The sequence below is a fragment of the Gordonia sp. PP30 genome (assembly GCF_023100845.1).
GTDB lineage: Bacteria > Actinomycetota > Actinomycetes > Mycobacteriales > Mycobacteriaceae > Gordonia.
The window spans coordinates 334,346-353,397 of sequence record NZ_CP095864.1; the positions used below are offsets into that span (position 1 = coordinate 334,346).

At 67.6% G+C, this 19,052-nt stretch carries 13 protein-coding genes and 1 pseudogene; 4 read left to right on the forward strand and 10 right to left on the reverse strand.

The window, feature by feature from the left end:
* Positions 1-73: 73 nt before the first annotated feature.
* The 6 genes and pseudogenes from MYK68_RS01535 to leuA all read right to left on the reverse strand — a co-directional run bounded on the left by MYK68_RS01535 (position 74) and on the right by leuA (position 8,260).
* Positions 74-1,387 carry an ISL3 family transposase gene (locus MYK68_RS01535; RefSeq protein WP_247864711.1) on the reverse strand — a complete coding sequence of 438 codons (1,314 nt, stop codon included), beginning with the start codon at positions 1,385-1,387 and terminating at the stop codon, positions 74-76.
* A 142-nt stretch (positions 1,388-1,529) separates the two neighbouring features.
* The gene (locus tag MYK68_RS01540; protein ID WP_247864711.1) at positions 1,530-2,843 is read right to left on the reverse strand and encodes an ISL3 family transposase; all 1,314 of its coding nucleotides are present in this window, start codon (positions 2,841-2,843) and stop codon (positions 1,530-1,532) included.
* A 431-nt stretch (positions 2,844-3,274) separates the two neighbouring features.
* Positions 3,275-3,904: pseudogene (locus MYK68_RS01545) on the reverse strand (alpha-isopropylmalate synthase regulatory domain-containing protein); the annotation flags it as partial.
* 64 nt (positions 3,905-3,968) lie between these two features.
* Positions 3,969-5,153, reverse strand: coding sequence for a methyl acetate hydrolase AcmB (gene acmB, locus MYK68_RS01550; RefSeq protein WP_247865905.1), 1,185 nt, complete (start codon positions 5,151-5,153; stop codon positions 3,969-3,971).
* A gap of 137 nt (positions 5,154-5,290) precedes the next feature.
* The gene (locus tag MYK68_RS01555; protein ID WP_502798293.1) at positions 5,291-6,304 is read right to left on the reverse strand and encodes an AraC family transcriptional regulator; all 1,014 of its coding nucleotides are present in this window, start codon (positions 6,302-6,304) and stop codon (positions 5,291-5,293) included.
* Positions 6,305-6,406: 102 nt separating this feature from the next.
* Complete coding sequence (leuA, locus tag MYK68_RS01560) at positions 6,407-8,260, reverse strand: 2-isopropylmalate synthase (RefSeq protein WP_247865907.1); 1,854 nt, start codon at positions 8,258-8,260, stop codon at positions 6,407-6,409.
* 463 nt (positions 8,261-8,723) lie between these two features.
* Between leuA and MYK68_RS01565 the strand changes: the two genes are divergently transcribed.
* A complete protein-coding gene (locus MYK68_RS01565; RefSeq protein WP_247865909.1) occupies positions 8,724-8,882 on the forward strand; it encodes a hypothetical protein in 159 nt (52 codons plus the stop codon).
* A 122-nt stretch (positions 8,883-9,004) separates the two neighbouring features.
* Here the strand turns inward: MYK68_RS01565 and MYK68_RS01570 are convergent, their stop codons facing one another.
* On the reverse strand, positions 9,005-9,568 hold the full coding sequence (locus MYK68_RS01570; RefSeq protein WP_247865910.1) for a nitroreductase family protein: 564 nt from the start codon (positions 9,566-9,568) through the stop codon (positions 9,005-9,007).
* A gap of 142 nt (positions 9,569-9,710) precedes the next feature.
* Here MYK68_RS01570 and MYK68_RS01575 point away from each other — a divergent pair, with 142 nt between their 5' ends.
* Complete coding sequence (locus tag MYK68_RS01575) at positions 9,711-11,045, forward strand: ammonium transporter (RefSeq protein ID WP_247865912.1); 1,335 nt, start codon at positions 9,711-9,713, stop codon at positions 11,043-11,045.
* A gap of 7 nt (positions 11,046-11,052) precedes the next feature.
* On the opposite strand, the gene MYK68_RS01580 is transcribed toward MYK68_RS01575, so the two are convergent.
* Positions 11,053-12,543 carry an MFS transporter gene (locus MYK68_RS01580; RefSeq protein ID WP_247867888.1) on the reverse strand — a complete coding sequence of 497 codons (1,491 nt, stop codon included), beginning with the start codon at positions 12,541-12,543 and terminating at the stop codon, positions 11,053-11,055.
* Positions 12,544-12,728: 185 nt separating this feature from the next.
* Here MYK68_RS01580 and MYK68_RS01585 point away from each other — a divergent pair, with 185 nt between their 5' ends.
* Positions 12,729-13,412, forward strand: coding sequence for a TetR/AcrR family transcriptional regulator (locus MYK68_RS01585; RefSeq protein WP_247865914.1), 684 nt, complete (start codon positions 12,729-12,731; stop codon positions 13,410-13,412).
* A gap of 110 nt (positions 13,413-13,522) precedes the next feature.
* Here the strand turns inward: MYK68_RS01585 and MYK68_RS01590 are convergent, their stop codons facing one another.
* A complete protein-coding gene (locus MYK68_RS01590) occupies positions 13,523-14,686 on the reverse strand; it encodes a putative hexosyltransferase (RefSeq protein ID WP_247865915.1) in 1,164 nt (387 codons plus the stop codon).
* A 137-nt stretch (positions 14,687-14,823) separates the two neighbouring features.
* Here MYK68_RS01590 and MYK68_RS01595 point away from each other — a divergent pair, with 137 nt between their 5' ends.
* Entirely contained in the window at positions 14,824-16,716 is a 1,893-nt protein-coding gene (locus MYK68_RS01595) for an alkyl/aryl-sulfatase (RefSeq protein ID WP_247865916.1), read from the forward strand.
* A gap of 38 nt (positions 16,717-16,754) precedes the next feature.
* Here MYK68_RS01595 and MYK68_RS01600 read toward each other — a convergent pair whose 3' ends face one another.
* Positions 16,755-18,896 (reverse strand): winged helix-turn-helix domain-containing protein, encoded by a 2,142-nt coding sequence (locus MYK68_RS01600; protein WP_247865917.1) that lies wholly within the window; start codon positions 18,894-18,896, stop codon positions 16,755-16,757.
* Positions 18,897-19,052: the final 156 nt, after the last annotated feature.

A 19,052-nucleotide genomic window follows, 5' to 3' on the forward strand; every position in this document is an offset into this window, starting at 1 on the left:
GCCGACCATCCGATCAGCGTTGACGCGTTGATCCCAACGAGCAAGGAGCTCAACTATGTCGGCTCTTCGCCTTTCAGAGTGCGTTGATGTGTTCGGCGAGCTGACCGGAGTGCAGGAGGGATCGCAAGATGTAGTGGTCGAGGTTGCGGAAGCCCTGGGCGATTCCGCGGAGGTGTTCGAGGCGGCCGTTGATGGCTTCGACGGGTCCGTTGGAGACTCCGGTATCGAAGTAGGCCAGGATGTCGGCGCGGCGTTTCCAGAGACTTCGCCCGAGTTGGGCGAGTTCGGCTAGCCCGGCGGGGAGTCCGGTCTGGATGCGTTTGAGGACCTTCCACATCAGTTTCTTGCCCTCGCGGCGCTGCGGGTGCTGGTAGGCGGCGATCAGCTGCTGATACACCTGGTAGGTGATCTCGACCGCGACGTGCGCGTCATGGCTGGTCAGCGACTCGTACAACCGGATCTTCTGCTTGGCGGTGAGCAACCCGGTACGGGTGTGCAGGATCCGGCGGATCGTGTACAACGGGTCACCGGCGCGTCCGCGGTGCCCGCATGTCTGCTGCTGAACGCGTTGGCGGCACAGATCGAGCTTGTTTCCGGCCAGCGCGACGACGTGGAACGGGTCCATCACGACCCGGGCGGCGGGGAGTTCCTGGCTGGTGGCGGTCTTGTAGCCGGTGAATCCGTCCATGGCCACGACTGTGATCCGGTCGCGGAATCGCTGGTCACGAGTGTTCATCCAGTCTTTGAGGACCTGCGCTGACCGGCCGCCGATCATGTCCAGCAGCCGAGCCGGGCCGGTGCCCTCGACCACGGGCGTCAAGTCGATCAGAACGGTCACGAAGCTCGGGTCTCCTTGTCCGCGAACGTGTTTCCACTTGTGCTCATCGACGCCCAGGTGCCGTACACCGTCGAGGTGGCCGCCGTCGTAGACCAGGGCCCGGGCCGCACTCACGGCGATCGCGTTGACTGTCTTCCACGCCAGGCCCAGCGCTGTGGCCACCGCTTTCACGCTCATCTTGTCGATCGCGATGCGTTGCAGGATCCAGCGTGTGGTCCGGGCGGTGACCACGGCCCGGGGCGCGGCGACATGATCGATCCCGCCGCGGAAGATCGTTCGTGGGCAGTCGCTGGTACGGCACACGAACCGGGGCACCGCGACATGCAGAACAACAGGATGGCCGCTGATCGGCACATCAGTGAGCACGCGGTCGGCGTGATCACGCAGGTCGCCGGCGATCTGACAGCCCGGACAATGCCGATCGGCCTGCAGCACCCGGCACCACAAGTGCGTGCGGCCGCGGGCATCGACAGCGGCGCCGGTGATCGTCACCCCCAGCTCGACGGTTCGGCAGATCGTGTCAGCAACATCGGCAGTAAGCTCGCTCATGGGTCCTGTGGCGTGAAAATGGGTGTGTAGGAACTTCCATCTTCACACCCAGGACCCGCCTACATCTTGTGCCCACGCCCGGTCAGCCCAGATCCCACCTACGCACTCTCAGAGTTGAAGAGCCAAACCGGCTCTTCGCCTTTCAGAGTGCGTTGATGTGTTCGGCGAGCTGACCGGAGTGCAGGAGGGATCGCAAGATGTAGTGGTCGAGGTTGCGGAAGCCCTGGGCGATTCCGCGGAGGTGTTCGAGGCGGCCGTTGATGGCTTCGACGGGTCCGTTGGAGACTCCGGTATCGAAGTAGGCCAGGATGTCGGCGCGGCGTTTCCAGAGACTTCGCCCGAGTTGGGCGAGTTCGGCTAGCCCGGCGGGGAGTCCGGTCTGGATGCGTTTGAGGACCTTCCACATCAGTTTCTTGCCCTCGCGGCGCTGCGGGTGCTGGTAGGCGGCGATCAGCTGCTGATACACCTGGTAGGTGATCTCGACCGCGACGTGCGCGTCATGGCTGGTCAGCGACTCGTACAACCGGATCTTCTGCTTGGCGGTGAGCAACCCGGTACGGGTGTGCAGGATCCGGCGGATCGTGTACAACGGGTCACCGGCGCGTCCGCGGTGCCCGCATGTCTGCTGCTGAACGCGTTGGCGGCACAGATCGAGCTTGTTTCCGGCCAGCGCGACGACGTGGAACGGGTCCATCACGACCCGGGCGGCGGGGAGTTCCTGGCTGGTGGCGGTCTTGTAGCCGGTGAATCCGTCCATGGCCACGACTGTGATCCGGTCGCGGAATCGCTGGTCACGAGTGTTCATCCAGTCTTTGAGGACCTGCGCTGACCGGCCGCCGATCATGTCCAGCAGCCGAGCCGGGCCGGTGCCCTCGACCACGGGCGTCAAGTCGATCAGAACGGTCACGAAGCTCGGGTCTCCTTGTCCGCGAACGTGTTTCCACTTGTGCTCATCGACGCCCAGGTGCCGTACACCGTCGAGGTGGCCGCCGTCGTAGACCAGGGCCCGGGCCGCACTCACGGCGATCGCGTTGACTGTCTTCCACGCCAGGCCCAGCGCTGTGGCCACCGCTTTCACGCTCATCTTGTCGATCGCGATGCGTTGCAGGATCCAGCGTGTGGTCCGGGCGGTGACCACGGCCCGGGGCGCGGCGACATGATCGATCCCGCCGCGGAAGATCGTTCGTGGGCAGTCGCTGGTACGGCACACGAACCGGGGCACCGCGACATGCAGAACAACAGGATGGCCGCTGATCGGCACATCAGTGAGCACGCGGTCGGCGTGATCACGCAGGTCGCCGGCGATCTGACAGCCCGGACAATGCCGATCGGCCTGCAGCACCCGGCACCACAAGTGCGTGCGGCCGCGGGCATCGACAGCGGCGCCGGTGATCGTCACCCCCAGCTCGACGGTTCGGCAGATCGTGTCAGCAACATCGGCAGTAAGCTCGCTCATGGGTCCTGTGGCGTGAAAATGGGTGTGTAGGAACTTCCATCTTCACACCCAGGACCCGCCTACATCTTGTGCCCACGCCCGGTCAGCCCAGATCCCACCTACGCACTCTCAGAGTTGAAGAGCCGTCAAACCCGCCACCGCGCTGGTTCAATGCGGTGGCGACGGATTGGCCGTAATCAGCCTCTCTCTGGATGCAAAGAACAACACCTGGTATCAGGGCGAAGAGATCAATCCGTCGGGAAGCCTCGGATAGGTCTGGCCCGACGTGTTCCTGGCGTCCGGCAACGACGAGGTACGCCACCGGAAGTCGGGTGGCGTACCTCGTTGTCTTTACTTTGGAACAACTCGTCGGATGATTCACTTCTGAGAATCCGGACCATCAGGTGGGCGGAGTTCTCGAAAGCTCGATCAGTGTTGCGCCTGAGTGGGGCCTACGGCGCCCAGGTCCGCGCGCCCTCGGCCGCTTCCTCCGCCTCGTGCTCACCGGCGACGCGATGCGCCCGGTTCACCGCCGAGACGACTGCCCGCAGGCTCGCGGTGGTGATCGATGACGCGACGCCGACTCCCCAGACGGTCTCACCGTTGATCTCGGTCTCCACATAGCAGGCCGCGTTGGCGTCGCCGCCGGCGGTCAGCGCGTGCTCGGAGTAGTCGAGCACGCGGACGTCGAACCCGACGGTGCCCAGCGCGTCGACGAAGGCGGCCAGCGGGCCGTTGCCGCTGCCGGCGATCTCGCGCTCGACGCCGTCGACCTTAACGATCGCGGTGATCGAGTCCTCGCCGCCGTCTTCTTCGGCCGCGTCGACCTTCTGGCGCATCCGCTCCAGCGGGGTAATCGGCTCCAGGTACTCCTGCGCGAAGACGTCCCACATCTCCTTGGGGTTGACCTCGCCGCCCTCGCCGTCGGTGATCTTCTGGATCTCGCGGCTGAACTCGATCTGCAGGCGCCGCGGCAGGTCCATGCCGTGGTCGGCCTTCATGATGTACGCGACGCCGCCCTTGCCGGACTGGCTGTTGACGCGGATCACGGCCTCGTAGTTGCGGCCGACGTCGTGAATATCGCTCACCGGCCCCGACGGGTCGCGGTCACCGCGGTCGCCCGCGATACCGCGACCCGCGGACGGCTCACGGAAGTTGCTGGTAGACAGCCGTCTCGAAGTCGAGATAGCCGCCGACAGAGCCCGGATCGGCGAACGGAAGGATCTGTGTGCCCCAGATTCCGGCTACGTCCGACTCGCGGTCGATCCAGTAGTAGAGGTTGGCCAGTCCGGCCCAGGCCAGCGAACCGGCCGCTCGACCGGTCGGGGCCTTCTCATCGTTCACCATGAACGAGTACGCCCACGATTTGCTCTGCCCGGGGAAGAACTCGGCGTCGTGCGACAGAGCGGGGGCGGATGTCTTGAGCATGCCGATCTTGAGTTCGCCGAGACCGTTGGTCGACGCGGCCGCCACCGTCTCCGGCCGCAACACTTGACCGTGTTCCCCCTCGCCGTCCCGCAACCACATGCGCAGAAACCTGGTGTAGTCGGGCATGGTCGAGTACAGGCCATGGCCACCCATGTGCACCTCCGGGTCCTGCGGCAACACCATGCCGGTCGGAGCGAGGCTGCCGTCGTCGAGACGCTGATGCACTTCGGTGCGACGGCTCGCCATGCCGGGACTCATGGTGAATGCGGTGTCGGTCATACCCAGCGGAGCGAAGATACGCTCGGACATCACCTCGCCGAGTCGTGCACCGCGAACGGCTTCGACCACCTGACCCGCCCAATCCATGTTGGTGCCGTAGTTCCAGCGAGTCCCCGGGTCGAAGAGTAGCGGTGTCATCAGAGACTTCTTGGTGGCTGCGATGATGTCCGGCTCGCCGGTGGTGGCCGTCAGCCGCGAGTAGACGTCGGAGAAGAACATGTATCCCAGACCCGCGGTATGCAGCAGCAGCATGCGAGTGGTGATGGGACGCAGCGGCGCACGCAGTCGTTGGCCGCCTTCGTCGTCGAAGCCCTCGATCACCTGGAGCTCGGCGATCTCCGGCACGTATTCGGCGGCCGGCGCATCCAGATCGAGCAGGCCTTCCTCCGTACACTGCAGTGCCGCGGTCGCGGTGATCGCCTTCGTCGTGGAGAACATGCAGAAGACCGAGTCGGTGGTCATCGGTACCTCGCCGTCCACCGAACGCGCACCGGCCGCGCCCTCGTAGAGGGTGCCGTCAGCGCGAGTGACCGTTGCGACCACGCCGGGCACGCGCGCCGCGGGGTCGGCGGCGGTGACGGACCGATCCAGGATCGTATCGAGGGTGTCGTTTAGATTGGGCATGGGGAACTTTCGTCGAGGGGCACGCCGGGTTGTGGTGAATCTCCGGTGCGGTGCCCGCTGTCGAGCACATCATGAGCGTGGCGCACTCGCCAGGTTCGGGATGTTCGCAATCGGCAGGAGATACCGCTCATCGGCATTCAGTTTCGTGTTGCGCGTCTCAGCGTCTGGGAGGGCAGCTCGCCGAATCGCCGACGATATGCCCCTGCGAAGCTGCCCATGTTCACGTATCCCCACGCGTGTGCCGCGGCCGCGACCGACTGTGTCCCCGATGTCAGCTCGCGGCGCACCCCCTGGAGTCGGCGCTCCACCAGATAGCGGCGTGGCGAGGTATCGAGATACTTTGCGAAAGCCCCGCTCAGGGCGCGGACGCTGACCCCGGCTACTTGAGCGATCTCGGCGATCGTCGGCAGGTCCCGGGCGTGCTCATCGATGTAGTGCACCGCGGTCCGAACATAGCCGGGGGCGGGCACCGCGCTGGTCGTGGTCAGATCCACGCCGGCATGGCGGGCCCACTCGGTGAGCAACTGCGCCGCCAGCATCTCCTCCAGCTGACGTCCCACGCGCCCGTGCGCCACATCGTCGGGCGCCGCCGCGGCCGTTCGGGTCGCGAAATCGAGGAGCGCGAGCCACGGGCTGCTCGGGCCGCCGATCACGCACGGAGTGGACCACAGCCGGGCACTCGGGACATCGCCGTACCAGCGCAGTGCCAGGTCGGTGAGTAGTCGGTCGGGCACGGTGAGATTCAATTGCAGGTGATCCTGGTCGGCGTCGAGCCGGTACGGGGTGTGACCGCAGTCGACCACGAAGGTCTGGTCGCCGGACAACTCGGCCGCATTGCGCGGCACGCCGTGCCGGGTCCGTCCCCGCACGGTGGTGAGTGCCAGCACGTTTCCCGACTCGGAGTCGAAATCGTCGAGCTTCACGTGGACGCCGTAGCTGAAGTGGGTCAAGATGATGCCCCCGATCGAGATCGAGTACATCGACGACGCCGGGGATGTCGCGCGCCCGACGGGACGGACGGCGAAGTGCATGTACTTCACGTCTGTCCACGCACGGATCGCGTCCCAGTCGTCCACTGTCCGTGGCGTGCGATGTTCCATCGGTCGCGGATCGAGCAGGCTGCGCATGCCGATCAGGCTACCGGCGGACATCGTCACCAGGGGCCCGTGCGCGCGCATCTCGGAGATCTCGCCGTGGATACGCGACCGCCGCCCCCGGAGCGAGGGGCGGCGGGTCGTGGGAGGGATGGAAGCCTACGGCGCCCAGGTCCGCGCGCCCTCGGCCGCTTCCTCCGCCTCGTGCTCACCGGCGACGCGATGCGCCCGGTTCACCGCCGAGACGACTGCCCGCAGGCTCGCGGTGGTGATCGATGACGCGACGCCGACTCCCCAGACGGTCTCACCGTTGATCTCGGTCTCCACATAGCAGGCCGCGTTGGCGTCGCCGCCGGCGGTCAGCGCGTGCTCGGAGTAGTCGAGCACGCGGACGTCGAACCCGACGGTGCCCAGCGCGTCGACGAAGGCGGCCAGCGGGCCGTTGCCGCTGCCGGCGATCTCGCGCTCGACGCCGTCGACCTTAACGATCGCGGTGATCGAGTCCTCGCCGCCGTCTTCTTCGGCCGCGTCGACCTTCTGGCGCATCCGCTCCAGCGGGGTAATCGGCTCCAGGTACTCCTGCGCGAAGACGTCCCACATCTCCTTGGGGTTGACCTCGCCGCCCTCGCCGTCGGTGATCTTCTGGATCTCGCGGCTGAACTCGATCTGCAGGCGCCGCGGCAGGTCCATGCCGTGGTCGGCCTTCATGATGTACGCGACGCCGCCCTTGCCGGACTGGCTGTTGACGCGGATCACGGCCTCGTAGTTGCGGCCGACGTCCTTGGGGTCGATCGGCAGGTAGGGGACGGCCCAGATGATGTCCTCGACGTCCTTGTCCTGCGCGTCGGCGTCGTACTTCATCTGGTCCAGGCCCTTGTTGATCGCGTCCTGGTGACTGCCGGAGAAGGCGGTGAACACCAGGTCGCCGCCGTACGGGTGGCGCTCGGGGACGTTCAGCTGGTTGCAGTACTCCACCGTGCGGCGGATCTCGTCGATGTCGGAGAAGTTGATCTGCGGGTCGACGCCGCGGGAGAACAGGTTCATGCCCAGGGTCACCAGGTCGACGTTGCCGGTGCGCTCACCGTTGCCGAACAGGCAGCCCTCGATGCGGTCGGCGCCGGCCAGGTAGCCCAGTTCGGCGGCCGCGACGCCCTCGCCACGATCGTTGTGCGGGTGCAGGCTGAGGATGATCGACTCGCGGCGGGCCAGGTTACGGCTCATCCACTCGATCGAGTCGGCGTACACGTTGGGGGTGGTCATCTCGACCGTCGCCGGCAGGTTGATGATCAGCGGCTTGTCGGGGGTCGGCGCGATGATCTCGGAGACGGCGTCGCAGACCTCCTTGGCGTAGGTCAGCTCGGTGCCGGTGTAGCTCTCCGGGGAGTACTCGTAGCGCCAGTTGGTGTCGGGGTACTTCTTCTCGGTCGCCAGGCACAGCGTTGCGGCGTCGGTGGCGATCTTGGTGATCGCCGACTTCTCGGCGCGGAAGACGACGCGCCGCTGCAGGATCGACGTCGAGTTGTAGAAGTGCACGATCACGTTCGGTGCGCCGTTGCACGCCTCGTAGGTGCGCTCGATCAGCTCCGGGCGGCACTGGGTCAGCACCTGGATGGTGACGTCCGCCGGGATGGCGTCGTCGTCGATGATCTCGCGGATGAAGTCGAAATCGGTCTGGCTCGCAGATGGGAAACCGACCTCGATCTCCTTGTAGCCCATGCGGACCAGCAGGTCGAACATGCGGCGCTTGCGGGCGGGGCTCATCGGGTCGATCAGCGCCTGATTGCCGTCGCGCAGGTCCACGGCGCACCAGAGCGGGGCGCGCTCGATCACCTTGTCGGGCCAGGTGCGGTCGGGCAGGGCGATCTTCTCGACCTCGTCGGCGAAGCTGCGGTAGCGGTGTACCGGCATCGCGGAGTTGCGCTGCGGGTTGTACGACGGCTGGCCGGCCGGAATCGGTCCGCTGGGGGCGACGATACGGCTGGGTCCGGAGGTGAAAGCGTCTGCGGGGGACATGGGTGGTCAAGCTCCTAGATCAAAGGAAGGGGTTTGACCGGCGCGTCGAACGGCCCGCGACGGAGGGCCGGTCGTGTCAGACCCCGCCGCGGCAACCGAGAAGAAGGGTGCGCTGCATATCTGCATGATACGACATCCCGTCGACACCGATCAAACACTCGGGACTGGACAAACTAAGGCTTACCTAATTACAGTGGGGAGGCCCCGTCCAACGGCGTGCGGGGAAGCGGCTGGGGAGAAGCGCCACGGACTTCGCCCACACCTGCCGGCACACACCGGCATGCGAAGGCAGGCCCCCGAGGGAAGACGTCTCGGGGGCCTGTCTGCATCGGCGTCGCCGCCGCGGATCCCGTAAGCGAGACACACTTCACTGTGTGATTAGCTTAGCCTAAGCTAATCTGACGGCAATGCCTGAGCAATGTGTCAGGCAGTCGACCGTTCATCCGCACAGGAGGAGTTCAATATGGGCAGCATCGATTGGGGTTCGATCCCGATCATCGGCGATCTCGGCCACGCTCTGGCCGGTACCGGGGCGTTTCAGGAAGTCTGGATCCCGGTCTGGAACACGATCGCGGTCGGCGTGAACTCGGTCTTCGGCCAGGACATCCTCTGGCATCAGTGAGTTCCGCGGCGCCTTGAGCGCGAAGACGCGGTCGCCGGCGTGTGCCGGCGCAGGGAGACAGGCCCCCGAGAGAAGACGTCTCGGGGGCCTGTCCGTATCCAGTATCGGCGACGATGCGCCGCTCACGCGAACGGCGTGCCCCAATGTCCGGAGAAAGCGATCTCTTTGAGCGGCAGGCGCTCTCGCGGCCAGGCGTCGCGCTCCCGGATCTCCGGCGTGAGCGTGTCCGGGTCGTCGGCCAGTCGTCCGATCGCGAGCAGCACCATCGGCCGGACTCCCTTCGGGATGCCGAAGGCCTCGATCGCGGCGGCCTTGCTGAATCCGGCCATCGGGTGCGCGTTGTAGCCGAGCGACACCGCCTGGATGATCATCTGGCCCAGGGCGAGACCGGCGTCGACCGCGCCGTACTCGTGCTTGGCCGGGTCGTCGGGCTCGTCGGTGGTGCACACCAGGATGAAGGCGGCCGACGCCGGCGCCCAGCTCGCATTGCCGCGGTTGAGTGTCGCGGTCAGCGCGGCGAAGGTGTCGTCGCCGCGGCGGCCGACCACCAGGCGCACCGGCTGGATCCGGCCCCAGGTCGGCGCCCAGCGGCCGGCGTCCAGGATCGAGGTCAGTTCGGCGTCGTCGATGGTGGCGGAGGTGTCGTAGCCGCGCGCGCTCCAGCGGCCGGCGATCAAGGGATGCATGACGACCACCCTACGGCGCGGCATCCGCGTCGGCCCCGGCGCGAAACGCCCGTATCGGGCAACGTCGGAGATCACTGCAAAGGACCAGGTAGAGGGGTCGATACACTCCCGGAGTCAGTTTCTCGGAAGAGAGGTCCCACCCGTGAATCCGGTCCTCGGAACGCCGAACGGCGCCGACACGGCATGGCTGCTGGCGGCCTTCGCGCTGGTGCTGTTGATGACGCCCGGCCTGGCCCTCTTCTACGGCGGCATGGTGCGCAGCAAGAGCGTGCTGAACATGATGATGATGTGCCTGGCGGCGATCCCGGTGGTCTGGGTGATCTGGTTGCTGTTCGGCTACTCGGCGGCGTTCGGGCCGGACAAGGCGGGTCTGATCGGCGACCCGACGGCGTTCGCGGGGTTACAGCATCTGTTCGGCGGTTTCGCCCCGGACGGCTCGGACACCGGCAAGATGCCGCTGGTCCAGCACATTCCAGCGATGCTGTTCGTCGCTTTCGAGGCCGGTTTCGCGATGGTCACCGTCGCGCTCATCGCGGGCGCCGTGGCCGACCGCATGCGATTCGGGGCGTGGCTGACGTTCTCCGCACTGTGGATCACGCTGGTCTACATCCCGGTGGCGCACTGGGTCTTCGCGGCGCCCGGACTGACCGGCGCGGCGCACGGCGGCTGGATCGTCTCCAAACTGCACGCCATCGACTTCGCCGGTGGCACGGCGGTCGAAATCAACTCCGGCGCTTCGGCTTTGGTGATGGCACTGCTGCTCGGCCGACGCGTCGGCTGGCCCAGCGATCCGATGCGTCCGCACAATCTGCCGTTCGTGATGCTCGGGGCCGGACTGCTCTGGTTCGGGTGGTTCGGCTTCAACGCCGGGTCGACGCTGGCCGCGAACGGCTCCGCGGCGCTGATCGCCGCCAACACGCTCGGTTCGGGCGCGGTGGCCATGGTGGCGTGGCTGGTCGTCGAGCGGGTGCGGCACGGCAAGCCGACGTCGTTCGGTGCGGCATCGGGTGTGGTCGCCGGTCTGGTCGCGATCACCCCGGCCTGTGGGTCGGTCACGCCGATCGGTGCGATGGCGGTCGGCGCCGCGGCCGGTGTGGCGAGTTCGTTCGCCATCGAGCTCAAGTACCGCTGGCGGTACGACGACTCGCTCGACGTGGTGGGTGTTCACCTGGTGTCCGGCGTGGTCGGCACCCTGATGATCGGCCTGGTGGCTAGCAGGTCGACCCCCACCGGCGTCGACGGCCTGCTGTACGGCGGTGGCTTCGACCAGCTGTGGCGGCAGGTGGTCGCGGTGCTGACCGTGCTGCTGTACGCGATGACCGTGACGGTCATCGTCGGATTCGTGCTCAACCGGTTGATCGGCCTGCGCGCGCACGCCCACCACGAGGCGGAAGGCCTCGACGACAGCTTGCACGCGGAGTCCGCCTACGACTTCCACGTCGACCGCGGCCGCCGGATCCCGGGCCTCGGCGGCTGAGTCCGGTCTACCGCACGGCGTCCTTCCCGCGCATCACGTAGGCGACGACGACGGACAGCACCAGCAGGGCGATGCCGCCGGCGAGTGCGGCGGCGTGCATGCCGTCGACGAAGGCCTGCTTGGCGGCCAGCGCCACCGGGCTGTCGGTGCCGACGTGGTCGAGCGTCTCGCCGAGCGAGTCGGCGAACCGGCCGTCGCTATGGCCGAGGAAGACCGCGGTGGCGAGCGAGCCGAAGAGCGCGAGCCCCAGGGCGGTGCCGAGCTCGAAACTGGTCTCCGAGACGCCCGACGCGGCGCCGGACTGCTCCGGCGGCGCCGAACCGACGACGACGTCGGACACCAGCGCGAACTGGATGCCGTAGCCGATACCGCTGATCGCGGTGAGCACCAGGAAGATCCAGAGTGGGCTGTGCACGCCGAGGCTGAGGACGCCGAGGTTGCCGGCCGCGGCCAGCAGCAGGGAGAGGGTGAGGGCTCGCCGGACGCCCATGAATCGGGCGACGCGCGCGGCGGCGACCGAGAACACGGCGATGGTGATCGCCATCGGAATGCCGGCGAGCGCGGCGGCGAGGACGTCGTACTCCTGTACCGATTGCAGGTAGACGTTGGTCAGGTAGGCCATGCCGCCCTGGGCCATCATGCCGAAGAGTGCGACCGCGATGCAGGCGCTGAAGGCGGCGCTGGAGAACAGCCGCAGGTTCACCAGGGGCGCCGGAGTGCGCTTCTGGTGCCGGAGGAAGAGCCAGATCATCGTCGCGCCGAAGAGGCCGATCACCACGCTGCGGATCGAGATGCCTTCCGCAGCCGCGTCTTTCACGGCGTAGACGATAGGGAGGATGCCGAGCAGCGACAGCACCACGCCAAGGATGTCGAAGGGGTGGGTGGAGCGTGCGCGGTACTCGGGCAGCAGGAACGGTGCGAACACGAAGAGCGCCGCGATCACCGGAACGTTGATCAGGAAGACCACGCCCCACCAGTAGTGGTGCAGCAGGAAGCCGCCGATCACCGGGCCGATGGCCGCGCCGCCGGCGAAGGCCGCGGTCCAGATGCCGATGGCGCGAGCGCGGTCGGCGGGGTGCGGGAACATGTTGGCGATCAGCGAGAGGCTGGCCGGCATCAGGGTGGCGCCGCCGATGCCCATCAGGGCGCGGGCGCCGATGAGGAACGCCGCGTTCGGGGCGAAGGCCGCGGCCACCGAGGCGATGCCGAAGACCGCCGCGCCGATCAGCAGGATGCGGCGGCGGCCGATCCGGTCGCCGAGGTTGCCCATGGTCATCAGCAGGCCGGCGATCAGGAAGCCGTAGACGTCGAGGATCCACAGCTCTTGCGTGGCCGACGGGTGCAGCGCTTGCGCGATGGTCGGCATCGCCAGGTAGAGGACCGAGAAGTCCATCGACACCAGGATCACCGGCAGCATCAGGACGACCAGGCCGAACCAGGCACGACGGCGCCCGAGAGCGCTCGGGCTCTCGTCGGCGGTGAGTGGTTGCGGCGTCATCTGGTCGTCGGCTCCGGGGGTCTGGTGTTCGGTGGTGAGGCTCATGGTTTCCGGGGGTCGTCGTTTCGGGGGAATGGGCGTGACTGCGCCGCGTCGGGTCGACGCGGCGCGTACGGTGTACGCTACTCCCGTGAGTACGCTGTACGCAAGATGATCCTTCGGGACCGTGGAAAGGGAGGTGCCGCGTGCCGCCGGCCAAGCTGACGATCGAGCAGATCGTCGACGCCGCGATCGACATCGCCGACCGCGACGGCCTCGACGCCGTCTCGATGCGGCGGATCGCCGACCGGCTCGGCGTCGGCGCGATGAGCCTGTACCGGCACGTCGCCGACAAGGATGCGCTGCTGTCGGCCATGTCCGCGGAGGTGGGACGACGCTTCCCGTACCCGGTGGGCGAGCCGGGGCCGTGGACGTGGCGCGAGCGGGTGGCGATCGCCGTCGACGTCGACTGGCGCCTCTACCAGCGGCACCCGTGGGTACTGCTGACCTACGCGGTGCCGCGCTACGGCCTCACGCCCGACTGCCTCGCGGGCCTGGAGTGGCTGGCCGAGGGCTTCGCCGAACTCGGCGTCGACGACGCGACCGCCGTCGAGATGGCGCTCACCCTGTGGAACCACGTCGACGGTGCGGCGCTGATCTCGGTCAGCGACCAGCTGCTGCGCTCGCCGGCCCCCGCCGAGGGGAGCGGCGGCCTCGCCGAGGTGCTGTCGGCGTCACCGACCGACGCCCGCCTCGCCGGTCTGCCGCTGCTGTCGCGGGTGGCGGGCGGTGAGGCGGTGTCCCGGCTGGTGGATCAGCGCGCCGTGCTCGACGCCGGCGTTGCGCGGCTCTGTGACGGTTTCGCGGCGGCCGCTCCCGATCCCCGCTGAGCGATCTGTCGCGGATCCTGTCGGCGGCGAAAAAGTGTCGCGGATCTTGCCGGATCCGTCGGCGAGTCCGCGACAGATTTCGGCCCCTCTCCCGTCGTGGCCTCTCGCGGTCAGATCGCGTACTGGAAGACCGTCAGCATGTACGCACCGAACCACGCGCTCAGCAGGACGATCGGGGCCAAGACCGCGGCGGCGGTGGTGCGGCGTTGCCGCGACAGCAGCACGGCCAGGGGGATCAGCAGTACGAAGGCCGGCAGGAGGAGCCGGGCGCGGCTCATCATCAGACCGCTCGACAGCAGGATCGACGCCGTGACCAGCGCGCCGTACGCGAGGACCGGCCAGGGGAGGCGGGCCGCGACCGACCACATGAGCAGGCAGAGCACCCCGAGCATGATCAGGGCGGTGGCGATGGCGGCGAAGTCTTGCGAGACCGTGAGCGAGTCGGCGATGAACTCGGTCGCCGCGGCGCCGAGGTCCATCCGGGTGTCCCAGCCCTGCGTCTGAATGGTGAACCAGCCGTCGAGAGAGCCGGTGCGCGCGGCCACATAGCCGAGATACCCGAGGTAGCCGAGCGGCGCGAGGACCACCGCGGCCCAGGCCCGCGGGCCGTCGCGCCGGGCGACCACGGCGGCCACCATCACCACGGCGATCACCGCCACCCCGGTCGGGCGGACCAGTCCGATCGCCAGGGCCGCCGCACCGGCGGCGAGCCAGCTGCGTTCCAGCACGAACACCAGCGCCCAGGCGGCCAGCGCACAGAACAGCGCCTCGGTGTACGCCATGTTCAGCACCACCGACATCGGGGTCGCCGCGAACAGCACCACCAGGTACAGGCCGGCGCGGCCGGGATCGTTCTCCGGCGTCATCCGGTCGGCACAGAGGGCGCCCAAACGCGCCACTCCGACCGCGGCGATGAGGCCGAACAGCACGTTCAGGGTCAGGGCGGCGGTCGTGACGCTGACGCCGGGCGCATCGGCGAGCACGCCGACGAGCAGTGGATAGCCGGGGAAGAAGGCGTAGCCGGTATCCGCGGTGTGGATGCCGTGCGCGTCGGTCAGCGTCGCGGGCACGTCGCGGTAGCCGTACTGTGCGATGGCGACCATCCATTGGCCGTCCCACTTGGTGAAGAGCGTCCCGAACGACACGTCGCGCCTGGCCGCGAGCAGCGCGAGGACGGCGATACCGATCGCGCGGACCACGACGAACACCCCCATCGCAGTGGCCCATGGGAGCCGCGACAGTTGGCGCGGCGCCGAAACGGTTGCGGTCGTCATCGCCACGATCGTACGCAGCGCGGCGGTGCGCAGACGCCGACGGGATACGGGCGAATCACCCGCCAAGGATGGTTCGCGGCACCGCGCACGGAACTACCGTCGAAAGGCGAGAGCATCCTCCGAGGAGTAGGAACCCCATGTCGCACACTTCCAAGCCGGTGACCCCGGCGATCGCCGAGCAGAATCGGGCACTGCTGAACCGGCTGCCCTTCGCCGACACGCAAGATTTCGACGATGCGATGCGAGGCCTCGTCGCGCGCCGTCAGCCGAATGCCGTGCTCGACGACGAAGGAACGGTCATCTGGGATAACGACACGTATGCCTTTCTCGAGGGCGAGGCCCCGGACTCGGTGAATCCCAGCCTGTGGCGGCAGTCCAAACTGTGTGCCGTCGAGGGCCTGTTCGAGGTGGTTCCAGGGATCTATCAGGTTCGTGGGCTGGATCTGTCGAACACCTCGATCGTCGAGGGCGACGAGGGGATCGTCGTCATCGACACTCTGCTGTCGGAGGAGACCGGTCGCGCCGCGCTGGAGCTCTACCGCGCGCATCGCGGGGATCGGCCGGTGAAGGCGATCGTCATCACCCACTCGCACGTCGATCACTTCGGCGGTATCCGCGCCTTCGCCACTCCCGAGCAAGTAGCGGCCGGTGAGGTCAAGATCATCGCGCCAGAGGGATTCCTGGAGCACTCGGTGGTCGAGAACGTGTACGCGGGCACCGCGATGGGCCGCCGTGCCGGCTACATGTACGGCGCCGCGCTGGCGCGGGGTCCGCAGGGGCAGGTCGGAGCCGGTCTCGGTCAGACGGTGTCGACGGGCTCGCTCACCCTGCTGCCACCCACCGACATCATCTCGGTCACCGGCCAGACGATGACCGTCGACGGCGTCGAGATGGTCTTCCAGATGGCGCCGGACACCGAAGCTCCCTCGGAGATGCTCATCTATCTTCCGCAGTTCAAGGCGTTGTGCTCGGCCGAGGACGCGACGCACACCTTTCACAACATCCTTACGCTGCGCGGCGCCGTCGTCCGCGACCCGCACGGGTGGGCCGGATATCTCACCGAGACCATCGAGATGTTCGGCGCCGACGTCGAGGTGGTCTTCGCCTCGCATCACTGGCCCACCTGGGGCAACGAGCGAGTGGTGACCTTCATGGAGAGTCAGCGAGACCTGTACGCCTACGTGCACGACCAGGTGCTTCGGCTGCTCAACAAGGGCTACACCGGCCCGGAAATCGCAGAGACACTGCAGTTGCCCCCGGCTCTGGAGAAGACGTGGAGTTCCCGTGGCTATTACGGGTCGCTGAGCCACAACGTGAAAGCCGTCTACCAGCGATACCTCGGCTGGTTCGATGGCAACCCAGCCAGCCTGTGGGAGCACACCCCGGTCGAGCAGTCCACGCGCTACGTCGAATTCATGGGCGGTGCCGACGCGGTGGTGGACAAGGCCCGCACGTCGTTCGAGGAAGGGGACTTCCGCTGGGTGGCGCAGGTGGTGAACCATGTCGTTTTCGCCGAGCCCGATCATGCGGCGGCCCGCGAGCTGTTGGCCGACACCTACGAACAACTCGGTTACGGTGCCGAGAACGGCACCTGGCGCAATTTCTACCTGTCGGGCGCCACCGAACTGCGAAACGGGAAGTTCGGCACGCCCACTCAGGTGAGCCCGCCCGACATCATCGCGCACCTGACCCCCGCCATGCTCTTCGACGCGATCGCGATCCAGGTGAACGGCCCGGCGGCGTGGGAGGAGAACCTCACCATCGACGTGGTCCTCACCGATACCGGTGAACGCTACCGATTGCGCCTACGGCACGGTGTGCTCACGTACACGAGCGCACCTCAGCGGACGCCGGCCGACGCCACGCTCACCGCGACCGCGTCGGCTCTGCAGATGGTGGTCGCCGGTGGTGTGACCCCCGACGGACTGGCGGCCGCGGGCGTGGAACTGAGCGGAGACCCCGGCGCACTGGCCCGACTCGGCAGCGTGCTGGACCCGGGTGACCCCGACTTTTCGATTGTCACCCCGTGAAGCCGTGAAGCCGTCGGCGCAGGTCCGCTGGCGACGGTTCAGAAGAACCCGAGTCGGCGAGCCTGTGCCACGGCCTCCCGGCGCCCGCTGGCACCGAGTTTCTGGTAGATCGAGCGCTGGTGAGTCTTGACGGTGTTTACCGACACGTACAGCGCACCGGCGATCTCGGCCGTGGTCATCGTGCCCACCAGATACTGCAGGACGTTCAGTTCGCGCTCGCTCAACGGGACGAACAGCCCGCGCGCGGGGTCGGTCGTGGCCGCTGCGTGGCCGGCGGTGCGCGCGAGCAAGTCGTGCGCGAATTCTGCGGCCTGGGTGCCGACGGCGATTCGTTGCGTGAGCAAAGTGCGCAGGCGGGTCGCCCGGTCCAAGAACGGGCGCCGCAACTCATCGTCGGCGGCGAGGACCAGTGCCTCCTCCAGCACAGGCAGGGCGGCGTCCGGTGCCGGCGTCTGATCAACGGCGGTGAGGAGTTGGTCGACCCGGTGCCGGAGTGAGCCGAGTGGTGCGGCGGGGATCTGTTCGCGGCTGCGCTCGCGAACGGGCCGGTGGCTGCGCGGGGTGTGCACACCGGTGGCCACCAGCGCGGTGTAGTACGCTTCGGCGCCGGCGATCTGCGGCGGCGGCGTGGAGATGCGTCGGATCGCGGCGAGGGCACCCTCGAGGGTGGAACGGACACCGGCGAGGTCGCCCCGGACCCACTCCAGCCGGGCCCGCAGAACCGCGACCGCGAAGCTCAGGTGTGGTTCGGCAACCGCTGACGAGGCCAGGTCCAGCCAGCGGTCGGCCTCGTCGTGGAAGTCTCGATCAAAGGCGACACCGGCCAAGGCGGTGTAGGCGGCGGCCAGTTGCGCCGAGTGAGTGAGGCCGGCGGCTCCACCCTGGTCGGTGACGTCCTCAGCGAGTTCCTTGGCAGAGGTCAATTCGCCCCGCGACCACTGCAGCAGCGCGAGATGGGCGCGGGCGTTGAGAATGGGCAGCACGATCGGCCGTCCGAGATCGTCCGATACAGCGGAACGCAGCGTCGCATCGGCGGCATCGTGTTCGCCGAGCCAGAGTCGGCACAGGCCCTCATTGGCGATCAGCAGATTGCGCATCGACGCCCAATCGGTGAATCCGAGTTCGGCGAGTTCGGCGGGGCTATACGGGATCTCCAGCGATGCGTCGAGTACCGATTGCAGGTCACCGGCCCACCGCCGGCGCCCCAGCTCGACCAGGTCCAGCAGGAGCTTGAGGCGGCGCCGGTAAGCCCCGACGGTACGTGGGATGCCGGCCTTCGCCGCCTCGACCAGTTCGTCGACTCCGTCGGCCACTCCGCTCATCGTGCGGGCGGCCGCCACACCGGCCGCCAGCCCCGGCTCGATCAGTAGGGCCTCCCGTGGAATCGGCTCCAGGAGGGCCGCGAAGTCGATGGGCGAGCGGCAGACCGTCCACGAGGCCACATGGCGCACCATAAGGTCGCCCGCGGTGGCCCATTCGCCGCCCGCGGTCAGGTGGGTCAATGCGGTGAGCGGCTGATCGTTGTCGACGTACCAACGGGCGGCCACCGAGTGCATCTCGGCGAGTTGTGCAGGGGTGCGGCGAGAACGCAGGAAGTCCAGCAGCAGCGGGTGTAGGCGGTATCGGCCTGTCGTGCCGACTTGGTAGACGAACGCGTTGGCGCCGGCCATCCGTTCGAGGAGTGCGCCGCTGTCCGGGCCGCCACCCAGGGCTACGGCCAGGTTGGGTGACACCTCGTCGACGACGCAGATGCGGTTCAGGAATTCGTGCCAAAGAGGTGGAATCCGCGAGCTGATCTCGCGGATCAGATAGTCGGCGATGTGCCCGCTGCGCCCGGACAGGGTGACGGCGAACTCGTGGCGGTCCGGTGCCTCGCGCAGACCGATCGCTGCGAGCCGGAGCCCGGCGGCCCAGCCCTCGGTGCGGCTGGTGAGCAGGGCGACGTCGTCGCGACTCATCGGCAGGCCGAGCGAGTGGAACAGTTCCGCTGCGGATTCTTCGGAGAATTGGAGCTGGTCGAGGCCGATCTGGTCGAGGATGCCGTCGAGACGCATGCGGTGCAGTGGCCACGGCGGTTCGTGCCGGGTGATCGCCACCAGGTGCAGGCCCGTTCCGGCGGCGCCGACGAGTTCGAGGATCTGCGCATAGGTCTCCGGCTGGGCGATCTGGGTGCAGGTCATCGATCACCAGAATCGTCGGTGCGCCCCGCCCGGCGATCCACGACGCAAGGGCCGCGGGTGTCTCGTCGGGCACCAGTGCGACGACATCCCGGATCGTTTTCAGCGCAGCGGCATCGGCGGGAGCCGAAGCGATGAGGGCGTCGATCACCGTCTTCC